Here is a 16,622-nt window from a genome sequence, read left to right on the forward strand (position 1 = left end):
GAGAAAGGGCAACGCGTGTGCGTTGCCCCAAAGTGTTAGTCGATTATTTCGCCGTCCATCGGCTTGGCCGGCTTGATCATGTCCCGCGCATTGGCGGCGGTCATCTGGATTGTCTCCAGTGCCCGATCGATCATCGCCTCGGACTCCGGGCCGTTGGCCGCACGCTGTTCGGAGACCACGCGGGCCTGGACCTGGACGATCTTGAACGAGTGGTCCAGCTTCATATCGCGCTGGCTGGTGGACTCATCAACCACCACGGTGCCGGCCTGGGCACGCGGGGTGGCCGCGGCGGTGGCTTCACGCAAGGAGGTGTTGATCCGATCGGCCCCACGCTTGAGGCCGAACATCATGAAGGCGGCCAGCAGCAGCCAGCCAGCGGAAATCGCGACAACAAACCAGCCGACGATCTCGTTGGAGTTGGCGGCGAAGACCACTGCCACCAGAAGAACGATGACCATAACGGCCATTGCCAATGTTGATGCGTTCAGGGAGATCTTCTTGCCCTGCTTCGCGCTGCTGCCTAGAGGTTCCATAGCACCAATTCTCGCACCACCTGCCCACCGCAAGCCAATTGGCGGCCCGCGCTTTCGCCCACAGCGTGGTTAGCCGAACAAGCTGTGCAGGTCCTGCCCGGAAAGGCATGCGCGAATGAGCAAGTATCCGCCGATGCCCACCACCCAGCCAAGGGTTTCCTGGGCGTAGGCCGAGGCTTTGGCCCCCATCTTCTGCATCCAGGCTTCGATGCGCGGGCCGGCGAGCGCACGGGCGCCAACCAGCACCAACGCCGGGACGATCATCACCAAGCAGTAGCCGATCAGCGCGAGCAGCTGCACGCTGGTGCCCCAGCCGGCACCCTGCATCACCCCGACGGCCGCCAGGTAGGGAAGCATCGTGGGCAGTTCCAAGAGGCCGGCGAACAGGGCCAGGGCAATCAGCCCGGTGCGGGTATCCAGCGCAGTTCCCAAACGGCTGCGCAAGCGCCGCGGCACCTGGCCGGTTGCGTCCGCCGGGCTCGGTGCCGGTCCTTCAGGTGCCGCGCCGCTATGCGCGATGGCTTTCTTCCGTGCGCTGGCTTCCTTCTGCGCATCGGTGCGGTAGGTGAGCGCCCAGATGATCATCAGCGCCCCGACCGCCATTCCGGCCAGCCGGAAGATCCGGTGCTGGAAGATGCCGGGATCGATGAGCAGTAACCCGCTGCGCAGCAGCACCCCGACGATCCAGTAGAATCCGGCGATCACCAGCAGGTAGGCCAGGACCTTGGCAATGGCTTCGCGGCGCCCCCGCAGCAGCAGCCACAGCGGAATGACCAGGGTGCCGATGCTAGTCGAGTCGATCAGCGCCAGGATGAGAAGGGATAGTTCGGGATTGCTCGTCATGATGTCCATGGTTTCCACTGTTCCGCGCCCTGCCGATTCGCGGTATCGGCCAGTGGGCTGCGCTTTCTCCTCCTTAAGGGGGATACCGGCGGGCAGCCAGTTCGGGGATGCTGGAAGCATGAACTTCATTCGGCGGATGGGCAGCGGAGACAAGGAACCCGAGGTCGTCGGCACCTATCTGGTGCTCACCGTCATCTTGCATCTTTCGGGACTGGCCAATCCCCCATGGTCCGCGATCCGCGGATACGAATGGATCGTCCTGCTGCTCTTCGGCTTGGCCGCCGTGCTGGTCCGTCGCCGTTTTCTCGTAGCCAGCTCCGTGGCCATGCTGCTCGCCGGCGCCGGCCTGCTGGCCGTGGGCAGCATCGGCGGATACTTCCTGGTCTTCGAGTGCGTCTTCGGGCTGTTCCTGCTCGGTTCGGTCCGCACCCGAACGGTGGCGCTGGCGCTGCTGTGCCTGGCCGCCATCTCGCTGGCCATCGCCACCTGGCTAGGCACCCGGAATCCGCAGGAAGTGGTGCTGGCCCTGCTCATGGCCGGTTTCATCCTCTTCACCCCGATGCTCTGGGCGGAGAATGTGCGCACCGCGAAGGAACTGGCCCGGGCAGAAGCCCAGCGGGCAGAGGCGGTCCAGTCGGCGGCCGATGCCCGCGAAGACCAACTTGTCGCCGAGCACGAGTTTTCTCGCGTCCAGGAGCGCACCGCGTTGGCCCGCGAGATGCATGACGTGCTCTCGGCCCGGTTCTCCTCAATCGCCCTGCTCTCCGGCGCCCTGCTTCCGGCCGCACCCCCGGCGGTGCGGGCTCCGTTGCAGAGCATCCGCGATGAGTCGGTTTCCGGCTTGGAGGACATGGCCGCAATGGTGCGGATGCTGCATGCCGGCGGCCCTGCGCTGCAGGCGCGGATCGAGGACCTGCCCGAGCTGGTGGCCGGATTCGGCAGCCCGGTGCGCTGGGAGTACCGGGTGGCGCATCCGCAGCGCTTCGGCCCGGCGGTGCATACCGCCGCGCACCGCACGGTCTGCGAGCTGCTGGTCAACCACGCCAAGCATGCACCGGGCACTACCCTGGAACTTAGCGTGATCCAGGAGAAGGGCCTGGCGATCACGGCGAGCAACGGGCTGCGCCAGGACGCCGGCCGCGCCCCCGGAGCGGGGACCGGGCTGGAGAATATCCGGACCCGAGTCGCCGCGCTCGATGGGCGGTTCGAGGTGCGCACCGGCCCGGATTTCGAGGTGCGCGTGGAATTCCCCGGACCAATTGAAGCAATGGAGAAGCCGTGAAAGTCCTGATCGTCGATGACCATGCCACCGTGCGCATGGGGATCCGGCTGGTGCTGCAGGCCGCGGAAGACCTGGAAGTCGTGGGCGAAGCGGCCGACGGGCGATCGGCCATTTCCATGGCCCGTGCCCTGTCCCCCGACGTCATCCTGATGGACCTGCGCATGCCGGTGCTCGATGGCATCGAGGCCACCAAGGCGCTGCATGGCAGCTGCCGCGTCGTGGTGCTCACGACCTTCGATGACGACCAGTACCTTTTTGGCGCGCTGCAGGCCGGGGCGCACGGGTTCCTGCTCAAGAGCGCCGAACCGCAGGCGATCATCATGGGCGTGCGTGCCGCCGGCCGCGGCGAATCGGTGCTGGATCCGCAGGTGACTGCGCGGATTCTGGCCCGGGCGCTGGCGCCGGAGCCCGGCATCGCGAAGCTGCCTGATGGCTTGACCGGCAGGGAACGCGAGGTGCTCGACGGGTTGGCCGAAGGGCTGAGCAACCCGCAATTGGCGCAGCGGCTGGGCATCGGGCAGAGCACCGTGAAGACGCATGTCTCCCAGGTGCTGGCCAAACTCGGAGTCTCGACCCGGCTGCAGGCGGCGAAGATCGCCTACGCGGCTACCAGCTCACCAGGCAGAAGGGGTGCTCCTGCGGATCCAGGTACACCCTGAAGGTCTTGGACCCTTCGCCGGTCCAGCGCGCGCCAAGGTGCAGCACCTGTTCTTCGGCCAGGTCCAGATCCTTGACCTTCACGTCGATATGCGCCTGCTGCGGGTGCACGTGCCCGGGCCATTGCGGGGCCACGTACGGGCTGACCGCCTGGAAGGCGAGCGCCGGGTGGTCCGGGGCGTCGCCGATGGACACCCAGTCCGGCTCGTTGTCGATGCGCACCATTCCCAGGAGCTGTTCGTAGAATTCGGCCAGTGCATCGGGGTCTTCGCAGTCGATGACCATGGCCTGCCATGTGCCAATCATGGCCCCATTATGCGCGCAGGTTTTCCTCGCGTCTACCAGGATTCAGCCATTGCGCAGGCGCAGTGCTCGATCAGCGCCTGCACGCGGGCGGGGATGCGCACTCCGCGCGGGGTGATGGCCACCACCGCATTGGGATAGTTCGGCGCCTTGAGGTCGCGGAAGGCCAGCGGCCGGCCCTCCACGGAGACTTCGGCGTTATTCGGCCGGCGCATCAGCAGCCCGTAGCCCAGCCCGCGCCCGACCATGGCGGAGACCAGGATCATCTGCGGGACGGCGGCGACGATTTTCGGGGTCAGCCCCTGCGAGGCGAAGAGCTGCATCTGGTGATCGGTGCTCGGTTCGGACTCGTACATGATCAGCGGCTCTTCGGCCAGGTCGGCCAATTCCAGCGGGCGCTTGAGCTTGGCCAACCGGTGCTCGGGGTGCAGCACCACATGCATCTCGGTGCGGTAGATTTCCTGCTTGTCCAGATCCGCGGGCAGCGAGAGGTCGTAGACAAAGGCGACATCCAGTTCGCCATTGCGCAGTGCCGGCAGCAGTTCGGCATGGGTTCCCACGCGCACTTCCAGCTGCACGTCGGGGTGCTTGAATCCTTCGAGCGTGGCCGGAATCAGGTGGGGTGAGAGGGAAGCGAAGCAGCCAAAGCGCACCGGGCCGCGTAATTTTCCGTCGCTTTGCGGGAAGGTGGCGCTCAGTTCGCCAACGTCGACCAGGATTTTTCGGGCCATCTGCGCGAAGTGGTGCCCGGAGGCGGTGAGCGAAAAGCCGTGTGCCTTGCGGCGCAGGCACAGGCTCTCCCCGGCCTGTCTTTCGATCGCGGTAATGGCCTGGGACAACGCCGATTCGGAGATCCGTAGTTCGCTGGCCGCCGAGCCGAGGGTTGTGTGCCCGGGTAGCTCGGCCATGATTTCCAAATGGCGCATCGAATACATAAGCTCACCTTCAGAAGTTGTGCATAAATTTGAAGTTTACCTTACCTGTATCCACTGTCACACTGAAGTTATCCACAACTCAGGGTCGAGTGACAGGTGTCCGAGCCCCCGCTCGCAAGGGAAGCTTCATGACAACAGCACACGCCATCAAGGCGAACCAACGACGCGTCGCCTTCGCCACCGTCATCGGCACCACCGTGGAGTGGTACGACTTCTTCATCTACGCCACCGCCGCCGACTTGGTCTTCTCCAAGCTCTTCTTTGAACCCGCAGGCCAGGAGATTGCGCTGCTGATCTCCTTCGCCTCGGTAGGCCTATCCTTCCTCTTCCGCCCACTCGGTGCGTTTTTGGCCGGGCACTTTGGCGACAAAATCGGCCGCCGGGCCATGCCGGTACTCACCCTGGCGCTGATGGGTGCCTACACCACGCTGATCGGCGTTCTGCCGACCTACGAAACCGCTGGACTATGGGCGCCGGTGCTGCTCTTGTTATTGCGCATCTTGCAGGGTATCTCGGCCGGTGGCGAATGGGGCGGAGCGGTGCTCATGGCGGTGGAGCACGCACCCGAAGGCCACCGAGGCCGAAATGGTTCCTACCCGCAGGTTGGCGTGCCGCTGGGCATGCTGCTCGCCTCGGGCACCATGGCACTGATGACCGGGGTGGTTTCTCCGGGCGACGCGTTTATGGCCTGGGGCTGGCGAGTGCCATTCCTCGTCTCGATTGTGCTGATCCTGGTGGGCTACTTTGTCCGCCGGTCCGTGGACGAGTCCCCGGTGTTCGAGGAGATCGCCGAGCACAAGGCGCAGACCAAGGTGCCGGTCTTGGTGCTGTTCAAAAAACACTGGCCGCTGGTCATCGTCGCCGCGCTGGTATTTGCCGGCAACAATGCCGCCGGGTACATGACCACCGGCGGGTTCTTCCAGTCCTACACCACCAACCCAGAAGGCCCCATTGGCCTGGAGCGCACCGATGTGCTGGTGGCGGTGGCCTTTGGTGCCGCGATCTGGCTGGTCATGACCCTAGTGGCCGGGCTGCTGTCAGATAAGATCGGCCGCAAGCGCACCTACCAGCTGGGCTTCATCGTCTTGGCGCTTTCGCTATTCCCGGTTTTTGCCCTCGTGAACACCGGCTCCTTGGGAATGCTCTACGTAGCCTTCGGGCTGTTCTCCATCGGCCTGGGTCTGACCTACGGCCCGCAGGCGGCGCTGTACTCCGAGCTCTTCCCCGCCTCGGTGCGTTTCTCCGGCGTTTCGATCTCCTACCCGATCGGAGCGATCGTCGGCGGCGCGTTTGCACCGACGATCGCTCAAGCGCTGGTGCAGGCCACCGGTGGAACCACTGCGGTGGCCGTGTACCTGCTGATTGTGGTGGCGGTATCCTTCACCGCGGTCTCGCTGATTCGCGATCGCAGCGGCATCGATTTGTCCTTCCGCAACCAGGCCGAGCAGGAAGTCGGTGCCCTGGTCTTCGACGCGCGCCGTGCACAGCCGGTGAAATCCACGCAAGACGCCTAATTAAACACGGAAGGCACGCCTTGTAAGCGGGCTTTCCGTGTTTAAGGATTACTTCTTGGTGCGTAAGACTTCCAGACGCTGCCAGTACTCGGTGTCGTCGATCTCCCCGGGGGCGAAGCGTTCGCGCAACACCCCTTCTGCACTGGCCGGACCTTGGTGCTGCCAACGGCGGCGCTTGAAGGTGAAGATCAACAAGCCGATCACCAGGAACCAGAAAATCGGGAAGAACCAGAACGGGCCTGGTCCGTAGCTTGCGGCGTGGGCGAGAGTCGTGAACATGATGCTCCTTGGATCGTGGGAACTGATGCATCCACTCTCCCTCGTTCCGCCCGCCAGCACATCCGCCTACGGAAGACACTGTGCTCTGACCGCGTACTCCCCCGGGCACACTGCCGGTACGCTAGGCCATGTATCGGGTGGTGCCCCGCTGATTGATGCGTTGCACCGTGCCCGGGATGGTGAATATGTCGATTATCAGCAAGATCCACAGCACGCCCAAAGGCACCCAGCCGATCAGGATGAAGGTCGTAGCCCAGCCGACGACACCCAGGGCCAGGTACACGACGCCCGCCACTACCTGTCCGAGGTAGAACTTGTGGATGCCCAGCTGGCCGAGGAAGAACCACAGTACATAGGCCAGCAGCATGCTCTTCTGGTTCACCACAACAATGTGGTTGTTAATTTGGATGGGCTGCTGGTGCTCGTAGGGGCGCTGTGGCTGGCCGCCAGTATTTTCCGTCATGGGTACCTCGCTAGTGATCGTTGTGTGATGATTCCACCACTTTATCCGACAACTTGAGAATTGCGTCCCAATCCGGCGTGGGTTACGCGTTGCCCAGCGCTTGACCGGGCGCGATCAATCCGGATTCGTAGGCCAGGACCACCAGCGAGGTGCGATCGCGGACCCCTAGCTTGCCAATGATCCGCGAAACATGGGTTTTTGCGGTCAGCGGGGTGATAAAAAGTTCAGCTGCGATCTCCGCGTTGGTTTTCCCGGTGCCGATCTGCACCAGCACTTCGCGCTCCCGGGCGGTCAGCTCGGCCAGCCGCGGATCGTTGGGAAGCTTCTTCTGGATCCCGGCGGCCACTTGGCTCAGCAGGGTACGGGTGACACTGGGCGAGAGCAGCGAATCGCCTGCCGCCACAATGCGCACCGCCTCGATCAGCTGTGCCGGCTCGGTGTCTTTAACCAGGAACCCGCTGGCTCCGGCGCGGATCGAGTCCAGAATGTACTCTTCGAGCTCGAAGGTGGTCAGCATGATCACGCGGGGGCAGATCGGCGGTGATCTGCGCGGTCGCAGAAATTCCGTCACCGTGCGGCATGCGGATATCCATCAGTACGACATCCGGTTTGGTGGCGCGCGCCAGCTGCACCGCCTCGGTGCCACTGCCTGCGGTGCCCAGCACCGACATGTCGGCTTCGGCCTCCAGCAACGCGCTGAACCCGGCCCGAATCAGCGACTGGTCGTCGACTATCAGTACGCCGATGCTCATGGATTCTCCTGGGGTGCCGGGTAAGATGCCTGCGCTGAGAGTAACGGTACCGCCTAAGGCCTGAACACGTTCGCGCAATCCGCGTAGGCCGTTGCCCTCTTGCGCGGGGCCTAGTCCGATCCCGTCATCGGCCACGCTCACCTGCGCCCGCGTTTCGGTGAGCTGCACGGCCACTTCCACTCGACTGGCCTTGGCATGGCGTACGACGTTGTTCAGCGATTCCTGCACCACCCGATAAATCGTGTTCTCCACTGCGTCATCCATCCAGACAGGCGCGCTGCTCGGCGGTGAGTAGTGCGTTTGGCGCCCGGTGAGCTGGGCGAGCAAATCCGGCAGCTGTTCCAGGCGCTGGCTGGGGATGCGCGGGGCGTCTTGGCGGAGCACCGAGAGGACCTCGCGCACGTCGTTCAGCGACTGTGCGGACCCCGCCTTGATATTGGTCAGGGCCTCAAGCAGTTTGGCCGGATTGAGATCCTTTTCGGCCAAATGCAGGGCGACCGAAGCCTGCACGTTGATCATCGACAGGGAGTGCGCGACCACGTCGTGAATGTCGCGGGCGATCACCAGACGTTCCTGATCGGCGTGGTGCTTAAGCTGCTCGGCTTCGGCGCGGTGGCGCTCAATGCGGTGCAACCTCCCGGCCCGGGCCAGCTCCGCACCCAGCAAGAGCACCACCAGCCAGATCAAACTGAACAGCGGCGGGGACCCTCGCCACTGGAACAGTCCGGCGGCCCCGGCGGCGAAAGCGGCGGCCGATCCCCAGGCCCACCACCGCGCCCCGGAAACCAGGGCGAGCACCAGGGCGATCGCCATCGATACGACGAAAGGGCCCGGCGGGAATCCGGCCACCACGTGGGCCAGGGCGACCGCGGCGCATCCGGCGGCGGTCAGGCCCGGCGATCGCCGGCGGAAAATCAAGAGGACCGGCCCGGCCAGCAACAGCGCCAGCGTCCCGGCCGTGAGATCGACGCCTTGGTGCCAAGCAGCCATATGCGTGCCCACGATCTGGATGACGGCGACGGTCACGGGGAGGAACAGCGCTCGTCTTCTCATGAAACTGAGGATACTCTGGCGGGCCGGGTCAACACATGCTACTGGCGGTGTGCGCGCTGTACTCCCGCATGAGTACGGCGCGCACGCCTAGGGAAGGCGCGGGCTGAGACTAGCGGGCGTTGCGCTCGGCGGCCTCGACCACGTTGTTCAGTAGCATCGCGCGAGTCATCGGGCCCACACCGCCGGGGTTCGGGCTGATCCAGCTAGCAACCTCGGCCACGGCTGGGTCCACGTCGCCGGTGACCTTGCCGTCAACGCGGGAGACACCCACGTCGAGCACGATCGCGCCGGGCTTGATAGCGTCGGCCTTCACAATATGTGGCACGCCGGCGGCGGCGATGATGACATCGGCCTGAGCCAGAAGTTCTGGCAGGTTGGTGGTGCCGGTGTGTGCCAGGGTAACCGTCGCGTTCACGCTACGACGGGTCAGCAACAGCCCGACCGGACGGCCAATGGTCACGCCGCGACCTAAGACCAGCACGTGCTTGCCGTTCAGATCGATATCGTGGCGGGCCAACAGGTCTACACAACCCAGCGGGGTGCAAGGCAGCGGCGAAGTCATCGGGCGATTCACGTTGGCCACCAGACGGCCAAGGTTCATTGGGTGTAGACCGTCGGCGTCCTTGGAAGGATCCATCGCCTCGAGGATGACGTCCTGGTCGATGTGCTTAGGCAAGGGCAGCTGCACGATGTAGCCGGTGCAATCCGGATTTTCGTTCAGTTCGCGGACCTTGGCCAGCAGTTCATCTTGGGTGGTTTCCTCGGGCAGATCCACGCGGATCGACTCGATGCCCACCTCGGCGCAGTCCTTGTGCTTGCCGCCGACGTACCAGGCCGAACCTGGATCATTGCCGACCAAGATGGTGCCCAGACCGGTGGAGTGACCAGCAGCCTTCAGCTTGGCCACACGTTCAGCAAGTTCCTGCTTGATGGTGGCCGCGGTGGCCTTTCCGTCGAGAATGCGTGCGCTCACGCGTATCCTTCCGTAGGCGCCTCGTTGCCAAGGCGGGTGGTGTGCAAACCCAGGCGCGCGGCTCGCACGATTAGCTCCCCGGTGGTTACCCACCTAACGCCAGTCACGCGTTCCAGTGTAGCGAAAATCGGTTCGGGAATGAGAGCGCAGTGCGCAGGGTTACCTTTGGATGTGTACTCAACAATTGTGATCGGGGCCGGGCAAGCCGGGCTCTCAGCTGCCTACCATCTGGCCAAGCGCGGTGTGGACATCCTCGTGCTCGATGCAAACCCCGGTCCTGGAGGCGCGTGGCAGAACCGTTGGGACTCGCTCACCTTGGGCGCGACGCACCATATTCACCCGCTGCCAGATTTCCCGTTGGAGAATCAGGACTCCACCCGGCCCGCGTCGGCCGTGGTTAAGGAGTACTACGGCGAGTACGAGCGACGCTTCAACTTACCGGTGCGCCATTCGGCCACGGTCACCTCGGTAACGCGGTTGGAGAACCACTTTGAGGTGCACGCCGATCAGCTCTACACCGCTCGCACCGTTATCAACGCGACCGGCACCTGGTCCAACCCGTTCTGGCCGGTGTACCCCGGACAGTTTGACGGACCACAGGTGCATACCAACGGGTTCATCTCCCCGTCCCAGTTCTCCGGGCGAGTGCTAGTAGTCGGAGCCGGGGCTAGCGCCACACAATTTATTGTGCAGCTGCGTGAGGCCGGGGTCGACACCCTCTGGTCCACTCGGCGAGCGCCCGATTGGCGGGAATTCGCCGGCGCCGAATGGGGGCTGGATGTGGAGCGCCAGGTTAATGAGCGCACTCGTGCTGGGTTACCGCCCAAGTCGGTAGTCGGTACCACCGGTTTGCTGCTGAACGAGAAGATGCGCGCCGGGATCACTTCCGGGGCGCTGGTTTCCCGCGGCAAGATCGCCCGATTGGAATCTGACGCGGTGGTGTTTGACGACGGAACGCGGGAGAAGATCGACGCGATACTCTGGGCGACCGGCTTCCGTCATGCCCACCGCCATTTGCGCAACCTCAAACTTCATACTGAGGCCGGCGGCATCGTGATGGAGGAAGATGGGGTTTCGGCTTCCGCGATGCCGGGGATCTTTTTTGTCGGCTACGGTGCCTCGGCTTCTACGTTGGGGGCCACCCGGGCCGGTCGAAAGGCTGCGCTGGCTGCCGCGAAGTACTTGGGCGACGCAACGTAGATCACGCAATTGGTAGAAAAACGCTGGCGGGCGCTAACTTAGAACCCATGAACCAGTACATCGTCACCCTGTCTTGCCTCGACCGCCCCGGTATTGTCCACGCCATTTCCGGAGGTCTTTTGGGTGCCGGTTGCAATATCACCGAGTCGCAGCAGTTCCTCTCCCCCGAAACCGGCACGTTCTTCATGCGGATCCAGGTTGAGACCGAACAGTCCTTGGATCAGGCTCGTGCGTCTTTGGCACCGATTCGCGATCAGTTTGCGATGTCGTTGAAGGTTGCTGACGCGGCCGATCGGGTGCGCACCATGATCATGTGCTCCAAGGCCGGCCATGCGCTCAATGACTTGCTGTTTGCGCAGCGTGCCGGAACGCTGGCCATCGACGTGCCGGTGATCGTCTCCAACCACCTGGATCTCAAGCCGATGGCAGATTTTTACGGTGTGGACTTTGTGCACCTGCCGGTAACCAAAGAGAACAAGTCGCAGGCTGAAGCGGAGCTGCTTAAGCTCGCCGAAGATTACAACATCGAACTGGTGGTGTTGGCCCGCTACATGCAGATCCTCTCCGACTCGTTGTGCGAGCGGATGGAGGGGCGCGTGATCAACATTCACCACTCGTTCTTGCCTTCCTTTAAGGGCGCCAAGCCTTATCACCAGGCCTACGCTCGCGGTGTGAAGCTGATCGGCGCGACCGCACACTACGTCACCGCGGATCTGGATGAGGGGCCGATCATTGATCAGGAAGTCACTCACGTGTCGCACACCCGCACCGCCGAGCAATTAGTGGAGTTGGGTCGTAGCGTTGAGGGTCGCACACTGACTCGTGCCGTGCAGTGGCATGCCGAGCATCGCGTGATGCTCGACGGTCAGCGCACAATCGTCTTCTCGTAACTCGCACCGGGCTCGCCCGCCAATTAGAGTAGGTGGCATGAGCCACATTATTACTATTGACGGGTCGACTCCCCAGGTCGGCAACAACGTATTTATCGCACCCACCGCCGTGTTGAGCGGAGACGTGGTCCTGGCCGATCAGGCCAGCGCCTTCTACGGGGTGTCTGTGCGCGGGGATTCGGCCCCTATTCGCGTTGGTGTTGGCACCAATTTGCAGGACAACGCGGTGCTTCACGCCGATTCGGGTTTCCCTTGCACATTGGGCGCTGGAGTATCCGTGGGACATTCGGCGGTAGTGCACGGTGCCACCGTGGGCGACGGTTGCCTGGTGGGTATGAGCGCGACCATTATGAATGGCGCGGTCATTGGTGAGCAGTCGTTGGTGGCCGCCGGGGCGCTAGTACTCGAAGGCACACAGGTTCCGCCGCGTTCATTGGTTGCCGGTGTGCCGGCCAAGGTGCGCCGTGAGCTCAGCGATGAGGAAGTGGCCGGGCTGAACGTCAACGCCGAGCACTACCTTGAACTATCTGCCAAGCATTTGGCTGCGAACGCCTAGGCTTCAGCAAATTCTAGGGCCAGCGCTCCAGCCCGCCACCCGATCGTCAGCTGCTGCGCCATGGCTTCTGCGTCAAGTGCCTCGTTCGGCGTCATGAAATAGGTATTAACCCGGAGCTTTTGTTCGGGATCAAGTTCTGTGGAGAGCAAGACCAGTGGCCGGTGGCCGGCGATCTTGACCGTCCGGAAGAGTCCGCAGTGCCGGCCGATGTGGTGGATCGGGCAATTGAGGTCGGCCGAGGCGATGTCGGTGAGTCCGCCCTTTTCCCACGGATCCAGATGGTCCAGTTCGCAACGTTCGGCGGGCATACTGCAGCCAGGGTAGGAGCAGCCTCGGTAGGCGGCCCGGATCGCTCGGCCTTGGGCTTTGGAGAAGAGCCGTTGAGTTCGACCGAGGTCCAAGGGCAGAGAAGCGCCATTGAGTACTAGCGGGTAAATGCCGGCGGTACACAGCGCGGCTCTGGCTTCACCGGGCGATAACGGGATTCCGCTGGAGGTGACGGCGAAATCTTGTGCTTGGCGTTGCATCTTTTCCCAGTTCATCACGATGCTCACCTGCGCTGAGCCGAATCCCGGTTCAGGCTGCGAATCAGTTGTCCGGTTAGTCATGAGTAAGGCCATCAGGCCGATCAGCCGTCGTCGTTCGGGCTTCATCTCTTCCCACGGAGCTGCGGGTTCCGGAGTTTGTGAGTCGCTCGAATCGGCCGGTGCGTCGTCGGGATCCTCGCTGTCAGGATCGTCGTCCGGATCGTCGCTGCCCGGATCTTCGTCCGGATCGTCGGCGGCGGGTGAGTCGTCCGGATCCTCGTCGTCCGGGCCGGAGCGGTTTCCACCCTTGGCCCAGTCGGGCATTGTTTCTTCGTCGTCCCAGTCGCTGCCCGGCTCGCCGGTGAAATGAGCCTCGGCGTCCTTTAGACGCTCGCGGTTGCCGGCCACGGTGGCAGGGTTATCCACCTTGGCAAAAAATGCCTCAATGAACGCGGCGTGCGAGGGCAAAACTCGCAAAACATATTCCACGAGTCCCTGGCGCGTGCCCCGCTTGAAGATGCCGATGCATTCAAGCAGGGCTTTAAGTGGGCGCTTGCCGGATTTCACTTCGGCGACAAGGTCATTGATGTGTTTGCGGGCCGACTTGGGTTCGGCGTTGAGGAAAGCAACGGATTTGGCTTGGAGCTGGCGCAGTTTGTCCCGGCCGGCTTTGCCCTCGCCCAGATCTTTGCGGGCCGAATGCAGTTTGCTTGCCGTTGCGGCAACGAGCCGCGGGTCCACGGTAGGGTCGGTGAACGTGGCGGCGAGTTCCGGCAGCCACGGATCGAGCTGTTGGCCAGCCTCATCAATCCGGCCAATGAGGCAGTCGGCTTGGACCAACCGGTCCCCCGCGGTACTGCGCGGAATGTCCAACCAGTCATGCATCAACCCGCGGGCACTTTTGAAGTGAGTGCGCCCGGCGATGGTGTGGCCATGGGTGGCTTCGATCTGTTCCAGCGTGGGGTTGGTGCCGGCGTCGGTGATGGCTTGAAAGGAGGCTTGATCAAGTTTGTGCGCGCCGGTACGACGAAGCGCGTGGGCGGCGTGAAGCTGTGTGCGCGATTGCTGCTGGCCGAGGTGCTCGGTCAAGAGTGCAAAATAGGCCGCGTGGCCGGCGGTCAGATCTGTCTGGGACAACACAGCAGTAGCGCTGGCGGTCAATTGGGCCGCCGTGGCCAGATCCTTGAGTGCTTGTGCTGTGTCCATGGAAACGAGTTTGCCCCGCAGTTACTGATCTGCGGGGCAAGCTCGAACGGGCTGTGGATATTTACGCGGTAGCGAAGGCGGATGCGCTCTGCCGGGTCCTTTGGGTTACGGGCTTGGCCGCGGATCGCGAGGCGTTCGACGCTGCGCGGGCGGCAAGCAGTCCACGTTCCAGATCGGCGATCAGATCTTCGACCTCTTCGATGCCCACCGAGAGGCGGACCAGGTTGGCCGGGATCTCCAGTTCGGTGCCAATCAGCGATGCGTGAGTCATTTCGCGCGGATAACAGACCAGCGATTCCACCCCGCCTAAGGAGACCGAGAGCTGGAAGTACTCCATGGATTCAGCGAAGGCGCGGGCGCCGGCTTCATCGGTGAGCTGCAGCGAAACAATGCCGCCAAAACCGCGCTGCTGGCGCTTGGCCAGTTCGTGCCCGGGGTGGGTTTCCAGACCCGGGTAGTACACGCGGGTCACTTCTGGCTGCGCGTCAAGCCAGCGGGCCAGCTTATCGGCGGTGGAACAGTGACGTTCCATGCGCAGGCCCAGGGTTTTCAGTCCGCGGGCGGCCAGGTAGGAATCCTGCGGTCCGGCCACCGCACCGCCGGCAAACTGCTGATAGCCGACCGCTTCGGCCAGGGACTGGCCGCGGAAGAGGTGATCGGCCACAATTACCGCACCACCGAGCACGTCGGAGTGCCCGCCGATGTACTTGGTGGTGGAGTGAACTACCGCGTGCGCGCCGAAGTCCAGCGGACGCTGTAGATAAGGGGTAGCGAAGGTGTTATCAACCACCAGCAGCGCACCAATTTCCTTGGCCAGCTGGGCCCAGCCGGCTAGATCGGCGATGCCAAGCAGTGGGTTGGACGGGGTTTCCACCCAGAGCAGGGCGGTATTGGGTTGCAGTGCAGCTCGCACCGAATCCAAGTTGGTGATGTCCACCGCCGAGGAGGTGATGCCCCATTTGCTGTGCAATTTGGAGATCAACCGGTTGGTGCCGCCGTAACCGTCGGCGCCCAGAACGATGTGATCGCCCGGTTCCAGCACGGCACGCAGCAGCGCATCTTCGGCGGCGATACCTGAGGCGAAGGCAAAACCGGCCGCGCCGTTTTCTAGGATGGTGAGCTGGTCTTGGAAACCATCTCGAGTGGGGTTGGAGCCGCGGGAGTATTCGTGCCCGGATCGCAGTACGTTAATACCGTCCTGGATGAAGGTGCTGGTCTGGTAGATCGGCGGAACAACCGCGCCGGTGTGTGGGTCTTTTTCCTGGCCTGCGTGTACGGCCTGAGTGTTGAAGCCAGTCATCATGCTCCTTGAGTTTGTGGGGCCAGGGCCCGGTTTAGTGCATTATCAAGCGCGCGGTTCAGGTCTGCGAGCAGATCCACAGGATCTTCAAGCCCGACCGAAAGGCGCAGGGTGGAGGCGTTCAGGCCAGCGTCGGCCAACTGATCGGCCGAGAGCCGGCAATGGGTCATGGTGGCCGGGTGCAAAATCATCGTGCGGGTGTCCCCCACGTTCGCGGCCAAACTGATCAGTTCTAGCCCATCAATCACCGGGGAAACTAGCGACGGGTGTGCCAACTCGATGGCCAGCACGCAGCCGGTGCCCTTGGGGGTGAGCTGTTGGGCCACGGTGTGGCTCGGGTGGCTGGATTGTGAGGGGTGATGGATGGCCGCGATGCCCGGGTGGCCGGAGAGCTCTTGGATCAGGGTGCTCACGCTGCGCTGTACATGCGCTGCACGCACCGGCAAAGTTTCGATGCCGGCCAAAATGCCTTGGGCGCTGGCCGGAGCTAATGCCGGACCTAGATCGTGCAGGAACTTGGAACGCACCAGCATCGCATAGGCAGCAGAGCCGTGGCGTTCGAGCAAGGAAGTATTGTTCAACCGCACGCGTGGGGCGGCAATCTGTGGCCAACGCAGCGGATCGGAGAAGTCGAACTTTCCCGAATCCACCACCACGCCGCCAAGTACCGAGCCGTGGCCGGCCAGACCCTTGGTGGCCGAGTGGACCACAATATCCGCGCCAAAATCTAGTGGGCGGAAGTTCAACGGGGTGGCCAGGGTGTTATCCACGACCACCGGGATGTTGTGCTCGTGGGCGATCGCCGAAATAGCGGGAAGATCGGCCACCGTGCACAGCGGGTTGGACACGGACTCTAGGAAAAACGCGCGGGTCTCATCCTCGATGGCCCCGGCCCAGGCTGCCGGATCGGCTTGGTCAACAAAGCTGACGCGGATGCCAAAGTCGGCGAAGGAGTCGGTCAGTAGGTCCACCGTGCCGCCGTATAGCGAGGAAGACGCCACAATGTGCTTAGGTCCCTGGGTCAGCGCCAACAGGGACAGTGAAACAGCTGCCTGTCCCGAGGCGGTGGCCACCGCCTGAGCTCCACCTTCCAGCGCGGCTACACGCTGCTCGAGGATCGAAACGGTGGGGTTACCGGTGCGTGAGTACGTGAACCCGGACTGGCGCATAGCGAACTTTTCGATCGCTTCAGCATGGGATTCAAATTGGTACGCTGCGGAGTTATGTAGTGGTGGCAGCATCGGGCGGAAATCTCCGCTTGGTCGATACCCTGCGTGGACCGCGTCGGTTCCTTGGCTCATAGCTCCTTCTCGTTTCCTAGCGAGGGAGTGCACCGAAAGATGTAACCCGTACCAA

Annotated in this window: 18 protein-coding genes; 6 read left to right on the forward strand and 12 right to left on the reverse strand. The window is 63.2% G+C overall.

Annotation, left to right across the window (positions count from 1 at the left end; genetic code table 11):
• Positions 1 to 35: 35 nt before the first annotated feature.
• Together EYR88_RS13205 and EYR88_RS13210 are read right to left on the reverse strand one after the other, a co-directional pair.
• A complete protein-coding gene (locus EYR88_RS13205; RefSeq protein ID WP_131090219.1) occupies positions 36 to 533 on the reverse strand; it encodes a hypothetical protein in 498 nt (165 codons plus the stop codon).
• A gap of 69 nt (positions 534 to 602) precedes the next feature.
• Entirely contained in the window at positions 603 to 1,385 is a 783-nt protein-coding gene (locus EYR88_RS13210; RefSeq protein ID WP_165477368.1) for a GAP family protein, read from the reverse strand.
• A 109-nt stretch (positions 1,386 to 1,494) separates the two neighbouring features.
• Between EYR88_RS13210 and EYR88_RS13215 the strand changes: the two genes are divergently transcribed.
• On the forward strand, positions 1,495 to 2,658 hold the full coding sequence (locus tag EYR88_RS13215) for a histidine kinase (protein ID WP_165477369.1): 1,164 nt from the start codon (positions 1,495 to 1,497) through the stop codon (positions 2,656 to 2,658).
• A complete protein-coding gene (locus EYR88_RS13220; RefSeq protein WP_131090222.1) occupies positions 2,655 to 3,317 on the forward strand; it encodes a response regulator transcription factor in 663 nt (220 codons plus the stop codon). Before EYR88_RS13215 ends, EYR88_RS13220 begins: the two co-directional genes overlap by 4 nt.
• On the opposite strand, the gene EYR88_RS13225 is transcribed toward EYR88_RS13220, so the two are convergent.
• Positions 3,265 to 3,621, reverse strand: a complete 357-nt coding sequence (locus EYR88_RS13225) for a VOC family protein (protein WP_131090223.1) — start codon at positions 3,619 to 3,621, stop codon at positions 3,265 to 3,267. The two genes, EYR88_RS13220 and EYR88_RS13225, sit on opposite strands and share 53 nt — an antisense overlap.
• A gap of 32 nt (positions 3,622 to 3,653) precedes the next feature.
• Positions 3,654 to 4,553 (reverse strand): LysR family transcriptional regulator, encoded by a 900-nt coding sequence (locus tag EYR88_RS13230; protein ID WP_131090224.1) that lies wholly within the window; start codon positions 4,551 to 4,553, stop codon positions 3,654 to 3,656.
• Positions 4,554 to 4,681: 128 nt separating this feature from the next.
• On the opposite strand from EYR88_RS13230, the gene EYR88_RS13235 reads away from it, so the two are divergent.
• Positions 4,682 to 6,067 carry an MFS transporter gene (locus EYR88_RS13235; protein WP_131090225.1) on the forward strand — a complete coding sequence of 462 codons (1,386 nt, stop codon included), beginning with the start codon at positions 4,682 to 4,684 and terminating at the stop codon, positions 6,065 to 6,067.
• A gap of 48 nt (positions 6,068 to 6,115) precedes the next feature.
• Here EYR88_RS13235 and EYR88_RS13240 read toward each other — a convergent pair whose 3' ends face one another.
• The 5 genes from EYR88_RS13240 to EYR88_RS13265 all read right to left on the reverse strand — a co-directional run bounded on the left by EYR88_RS13240 (position 6,116) and on the right by EYR88_RS13265 (position 9,587).
• Positions 6,116 to 6,346: an SHOCT domain-containing protein gene (locus tag EYR88_RS13240; protein ID WP_131090226.1), complete on the reverse strand. Its 231-nt coding sequence runs from the start codon at positions 6,344 to 6,346 to the stop codon at positions 6,116 to 6,118.
• Between the two features lie 121 nt (positions 6,347 to 6,467).
• Positions 6,468 to 6,809, reverse strand: coding sequence for a TM2 domain-containing protein (locus EYR88_RS13245; RefSeq protein ID WP_131090227.1), 342 nt, complete (start codon positions 6,807 to 6,809; stop codon positions 6,468 to 6,470).
• An 82-nt stretch (positions 6,810 to 6,891) separates the two neighbouring features.
• Positions 6,892 to 7,326 (reverse strand): response regulator transcription factor, encoded by a 435-nt coding sequence (locus EYR88_RS16420; protein ID WP_347559260.1) that lies wholly within the window; start codon positions 7,324 to 7,326, stop codon positions 6,892 to 6,894.
• A complete protein-coding gene (locus EYR88_RS16425) occupies positions 7,253 to 8,614 on the reverse strand; it encodes a histidine kinase (RefSeq protein WP_347559259.1) in 1,362 nt (453 codons plus the stop codon). The genes EYR88_RS16420 and EYR88_RS16425 overlap by 74 nt, the downstream gene beginning before the upstream one ends.
• A gap of 109 nt (positions 8,615 to 8,723) precedes the next feature.
• Complete coding sequence (locus tag EYR88_RS13265) at positions 8,724 to 9,587, reverse strand: bifunctional methylenetetrahydrofolate dehydrogenase/methenyltetrahydrofolate cyclohydrolase (protein WP_131090228.1); 864 nt, start codon at positions 9,585 to 9,587, stop codon at positions 8,724 to 8,726.
• A gap of 171 nt (positions 9,588 to 9,758) precedes the next feature.
• On the opposite strand from EYR88_RS13265, the gene EYR88_RS13270 reads away from it, so the two are divergent.
• From EYR88_RS13270 to EYR88_RS13280, 3 genes are read left to right on the forward strand one after another with little or no spacing between them, the layout of a single operon-like run.
• Positions 9,759 to 10,787, forward strand: a complete 1,029-nt coding sequence (locus EYR88_RS13270) for an FAD-dependent oxidoreductase (RefSeq protein WP_242632583.1) — start codon at positions 9,759 to 9,761, stop codon at positions 10,785 to 10,787.
• 47 nt (positions 10,788 to 10,834) lie between these two features.
• Complete coding sequence (gene purU / locus EYR88_RS13275) at positions 10,835 to 11,677, forward strand: formyltetrahydrofolate deformylase (RefSeq protein ID WP_131090230.1); 843 nt, start codon at positions 10,835 to 10,837, stop codon at positions 11,675 to 11,677.
• Between the two features lie 37 nt (positions 11,678 to 11,714).
• Positions 11,715 to 12,233 carry a gamma carbonic anhydrase family protein gene (locus tag EYR88_RS13280; RefSeq protein ID WP_131090231.1) on the forward strand — a complete coding sequence of 173 codons (519 nt, stop codon included), beginning with the start codon at positions 11,715 to 11,717 and terminating at the stop codon, positions 12,231 to 12,233.
• Here EYR88_RS13280 and EYR88_RS13285 read toward each other — a convergent pair.
• The 3 genes from EYR88_RS13285 to EYR88_RS13295 form a co-directional block, all read right to left on the reverse strand.
• Positions 12,230 to 13,966 (reverse strand): HNH endonuclease signature motif containing protein, encoded by a 1,737-nt coding sequence (locus tag EYR88_RS13285; protein WP_131090232.1) that lies wholly within the window; start codon positions 13,964 to 13,966, stop codon positions 12,230 to 12,232. The genes EYR88_RS13280 and EYR88_RS13285 overlap by 4 nt on opposite strands.
• Positions 13,967 to 14,027: 61 nt before the next feature.
• Positions 14,028 to 15,266, reverse strand: coding sequence for a cystathionine gamma-synthase (locus tag EYR88_RS13290; protein WP_131090233.1), 1,239 nt, complete (start codon positions 15,264 to 15,266; stop codon positions 14,028 to 14,030).
• Positions 15,266 to 16,567: an aminotransferase class I/II-fold pyridoxal phosphate-dependent enzyme gene (locus EYR88_RS13295; protein WP_131090234.1), complete on the reverse strand. Its 1,302-nt coding sequence runs from the start codon at positions 16,565 to 16,567 to the stop codon at positions 15,266 to 15,268. The genes EYR88_RS13290 and EYR88_RS13295 overlap by 1 nt, the downstream gene beginning before the upstream one ends.
• Positions 16,568 to 16,622 lie beyond the last annotated feature (55 nt).

The organism is Arthrobacter sp. S41 (genome assembly GCF_004320535.1).
Lineage (GTDB): Bacteria > Actinomycetota > Actinomycetes > Actinomycetales > Micrococcaceae > Glutamicibacter.